At 78.5% G+C, this 4123-nt stretch carries 5 protein-coding genes and 1 pseudogene; 3 read left to right on the plus strand and 3 right to left on the minus strand.

All coding sequences use genetic code 11. The annotated features are described in order from the left end of the window. Nucleotides 1–450 precede the first annotated feature (450 nt). The gene (locus MW084_RS16885) at nt 451–1032 is read right to left on the minus strand and encodes a TetR/AcrR family transcriptional regulator (protein WP_010472016.1); all 582 of its coding nucleotides are present in this window, start codon (nt 1030–1032) and stop codon (nt 451–453) included. Between the two features lie 62 nt (nt 1033–1094). On the opposite strand from MW084_RS16885, the gene MW084_RS16890 reads away from it, so the two are divergent. The 3 genes and pseudogenes from MW084_RS16890 to MW084_RS16900 form a co-directional block, all read left to right on the plus strand. Next, on the plus strand, nt 1095–1721 hold the full coding sequence (locus tag MW084_RS16890) for a hypothetical protein (RefSeq protein ID WP_010472018.1): 627 nt from the start codon (nt 1095–1097) through the stop codon (nt 1719–1721). 345 nt (nt 1722–2066) lie between these two features. Then, nucleotides 2067–2196 (plus strand): annotated as a pseudogene (locus MW084_RS24345) (4'-phosphopantetheinyl transferase); the annotation flags it as partial. 14 nt (nt 2197–2210) lie between these two features. Beyond that, nucleotides 2211–2567, plus strand: a 357-nt coding sequence (locus MW084_RS16900) for a 4'-phosphopantetheinyl transferase family protein (RefSeq protein WP_275563659.1), incomplete at its 5' end; no start/stop codon positions are given. Between the two features lie 369 nt (nt 2568–2936). Here MW084_RS16900 and MW084_RS16905 read toward each other — a convergent pair. Both MW084_RS16905 and MW084_RS16910 read right to left on the minus strand, forming a co-directional pair. After that, nucleotides 2937–3620 (minus strand): phosphoribosyltransferase, encoded by a 684-nt coding sequence (locus MW084_RS16905; RefSeq protein WP_010472021.1) that lies wholly within the window; start codon nt 3618–3620, stop codon nt 2937–2939. Nucleotides 3621–3668: 48 nt separating this feature from the next. Beyond that, nucleotides 3669–4111: dienelactone hydrolase family protein (locus MW084_RS16910; protein WP_275563660.1), on the minus strand; the 443-nt coding region annotated here is incomplete at its 5' end. Nucleotides 4112–4123 lie beyond the last annotated feature (12 nt).

Below are 4123 nucleotides of genomic sequence, written 5' to 3' on the forward strand. Positions count from 1 at the left end.
GGGCAGGGCGNCNGGGCCGCGGGCGGGGGCGCCTGACGCCCCGTTCCGGTCTCACGGGCGCGCGGCGGTGCCGGTCGTGCCCGGTCGTGCCCGGTCGGGACGCGGCCGGGACCGGCGGTCGGCGGGGGTCGCGGTGATCGTGCGGCGGCCCGGGCCGCTGCGTGAACGGCGCCCGCCGGTGCGGGCGTCCGGACGGTTCGGGGCGCCGGCGGGTGGCCGTGCCCGCCCGCCGGGGCTGCCGCCGGAGGCGCGGTGGAGGCGCGGTGGAGGAGCCGCCGGCGGCCGGACGGGCGGTCCGGCCCGACGCCCCGGGGCGAGGACGGCTCAGCGCCGCCGGCGATGACCGCGTGCCGGATCGCCCCGCGGGGCGCGATCCGTCCGCGGCCGGGACGCCCTTCAGCGGCCGGGTCCCGATTCAGTGGCGGGTCCCGACGACGCGCGGCACCGGCCCTATGCCAGCAGCGCGGCCGCGCACTCCTCGACGAGGTCCTCGGCGTACGGCGGCAGGGGCTCGCCGGCGCGCAGGTGGCGGCGGACCACGGACAGCGGCAGGTCGATCAGGGCGAGGGTCACGCGCTCCCGGCTCCGCTCGTCCGTGGCGCCGAGGGCCTCGGCGAGCGCTCCCAGGGAGGCCAGCACCCGCCGGTTGCCGAGGTCGGCGCGCCGGACGTGCTCCTCGGACCAGTCGGCACGGCCGAAGTCGGCGGCGCCGTAGAGGAGGAGGGCGACCTCGTCCGGGTTGGTGCGACTCCAGCTCACCGCGTACCGGGTGGCCGCACGCGCCGCCTCGCGGGGGTCGCTCTCCCGGACGAGGGCGGCGTGGTAGCCGTCCTGGAAGCGTTCCACGGTCCGCAGCCACACCTCCGCCAGGAGCGCCGTGCGTCCGGCGAAGCGGTGGTAGACGGAGCCGCTGGGGGCTCCGACGGCGTGGGCGACCGCCGACATGGTGACGGCGGACGGTCCGCCCGCGGCGGCGAGGCGGACGGCGGCGTCGAGGAACTGGTCGGTGTCGAAGCGGGGTGGTCTCGCCATGCATTCAGAGAGTAGTCTCTCCTTTATTGGAGGCAGGTCTCCAATACGAGGGAGGAGGGCCCATGGCCGTCTGCAACGTGCACGAGCGCCTGCTGGCCGCGGACGAGAGCGAGGTGGGAGCGCTCATCGACACCCTGGCGAGCGGGGAGCGCGACCTGCTGTGGCCCGGCCGCGACTGGTCGCCGATGAGGTTCGACCGGCCGCTCGGCCCCGGCGCGGCGGGCGGCCACGGGCTGGTGGGGTACACGGTGTCCGGCTACCTCCCCGGGCGCTGGGTCCGCTTCGAGTTCACCCGGCCGCGGGGCTTCCACGGCTTCCACGAGCTGGCGGTGCTGCCGGCCGGCCCCGGGCGCACCCGGATCCACCACGCCCTGGCCATGTCCACCAGCGGCCTGGCCCGGCTCACCTGGCCGCTGGCGTTCCGCCCCCTGCACGACGCTCTGCTGGAGGAGGCCCTCGACCGGGCCGAACGCGCCTGCACCGGAACCGTGGCCCGTCCGGCCCGCCGGTCGCCGTACGTACGCCTCCTGCGGGCCCTGGTCTTCCGTGCGGCGCGCGGGCGGCGCCGATCGGCGAACCGTTCCCCGGCGGGCCGCGACACCCCGCACCCGAACACCCCGCACCCGAACACCCAGGCGCCGGCGGGCGACGGCCCCCGGAGGGATCGCGGCGCCGCCGGGAACCCGTGACCCCCTGGCCGGGCCGCGACCCCCGATCGTCCTCCCCCCGGGAAGGCATCGCCCGTTCCCGGGGGGAGGACTCCCGGTCCCTCCGCCCGGCCCCGGAGCGGCGGGGGCATGGGCGCCTTCCGGTGCCGGGGTACCACCGCCGGGCGTGCGATGGTTTCATCCGTTCGGATGCAGATGATCTGATTGCACGTCCGTGCGTGAAGGTGCCCCCCCGTCGGGCGGCGCCGGGGCGCCAGGGGGGAGCGAACGTCCGTGATCGACCTGATACTGCCGTCCGCGGTGTCCGTCGCCGAGGCCTTCCACGACCCGCCCGACCTGCCGCTGCTCGGCACGGAGGCCGGAGAGGTGAGCCGCGCGGTGGACAAGCGGCGGCGGGAGTTCACCACCGCCCGGTGGTGCGCGCGGCGGGCCCTCGCCGACCTGGGCGTCGCGCCCGTACCGATACCGAGGGGCGAGCGCGGGGCGCCCGTGTGGGNNCGNCGGCAGCCNGACCTGCGGTCCCTCGGGATCGACGCCGAGGAGCACCGGCCGCTGCCGGACGGCGTCCTGGGCATGGTCGCGTCGGAGACCGAACGGGCGCACCTGGCGGAGCTGGCCCGCCTCCATCCCGAAGTGCACTGGGACCGGCTGCTGTTCAGCGCGAAGGAGTCGGTCTACAAGGCGTGGTTCCCGCTCGCCCGCCGCTGGCTGGGGCACGAGGAGGCCGAGTTGGCCTTCGCGCCGGAGGGGACGTTCACGGCCCGGCTCCTCCAGTCCGACCCGGCCGTCCCGGCGGAGGGGTTCACCGGGCGGTGGGCCGTGGACGAGGCCCTGGCGGTCACGGCCGTGACCGTACCGCCCCGCTAGCGCCACCGGACGGCGACCGTCCGCGGGGTGGCGGCTGTCCGTAGGGCGGCGACCGTCCGCGGGGCGGCGACCGTCCGAGGGACGGCCCGCGCGCCCGCCGGATGCCGACGCCCCCCGTGCACGGCCCGCGCCCGCGCACGGCCCGCGCCCGCGCACGGGCCGTCCGGGGGTGTCGGCCGCTGCTCGCGCGTATCCGGCGGTCCGGATGCGCCGGTCGCCCGCGGGTACCGGTCGCCCGCACGGGCCGGCCGGGCGCCCGCCGCGCTCCGGGGACGGGGGCGCGCCCGGGCGACTGCCGCCCGGATCCGCGCCCGCCCCGCCGGGACGGCCCGGGGTCACCGGTGGCCCGGGATCACTGACGGCCCGGGGTCACCGGTGGCGTACGGGACGCAGGCGGTCGGGGGCGGACAGGTCCGCCAGCACCCGGAGCACCTCGTCGTCGGGCACCTGGTCGAAGTCCTCGTACCACAGGCCCACCGCGTGGAAGTCCGCCGGTTCGAAGAGGCAGACCAGGTCGTCCACCTCCGACCGCAGGTCCGCCACGGCCCGGCGGTCGCCCACGGGGACCGCCAGCACCAGCCGCTCGGGCCCCTCGCCCCGCAGCAGCCGGACCGCCGCCCGGGACGTGACGCCCGTCGCCAGGCCGTCGTCGACCAGGAGGGCCGTCCGGCCCCGCAGGTCCGGACCCGGGTCGCCGTGCCGGTACAGGGCCTCCCGCCGGTGCAGTTCGGTGCGCTCGCGCGCCACGTCGGCGCCCAGCTCGTCCGGGGTGATGCCGAGCATCGCCAGCGCCCGCTCGTCGAACAGGGGCGGTGCCTCCCCGGCGATCGCCCCGATGCCCACCTCCGGCCGGCCGGGCAGCCCGATCTTCCGTACGACCAGCACGTCGAGCGGCGCGCCGAGCGCCCGCGCCACCTCCGCCCCGACCGGCACGCCGCCCCGGGGCAGGGCCAGCACCACCGGGTCGGGCCACCGCCGCTCGGCCGCCCGCACCCGTACCAGCTCGCCGAGCCGGCGCCCGGCGTCCCGCCGGTCCTCGAACCGAAGCTCCATCACTACCTCCTCACCGCGGTGCCCCCGGGGCGTCCGCGTCCCGGCCGGTCACGGCCGTCCGCCGGGTGCGCCCGGCGCGTCGGCGCCCGGCCGCAGGAACCACTCCCGTGCCGCGCGGACCACGTGGTCCAGCGCGCCCGGCTCCTCGAAGAGGTGGCCGGCGCCGGGTACGACCTCCACCCGGTGCGGCACCTCCAGCCGCCCGGCCGCCTCGCGGTTCAGCCGCAGCACCTCCGGGTCCTCCCCGCCGACGACCAGCAGGACCGGGGCCGCCACCCGTGCCAGCGCGTCCCCGGCCAGGTCGGGGCGCCCGCCGCGCGACACCACGGACCCCACCCGCCCGGGGCGCTCCGCCGCCGCGCGCAGCGCCGCCGCCGCACCGGTGCTCGCCCCGAACAGCCCCACCCCCAGCGACCGCGTCGCCGGCACGTCGGCGAGCCAGTCGACCGCGGACACGACCCGCGACGACAGCAGGTCGATGTCGAACCGGTNNNNCNGCNGGT

It is taken from the genome of Streptomyces sudanensis (genome assembly GCF_023614315.1).
GTDB classification, from domain to species: Bacteria; Actinomycetota; Actinomycetes; order Streptomycetales; family Streptomycetaceae; genus Streptomyces; species Streptomyces sudanensis.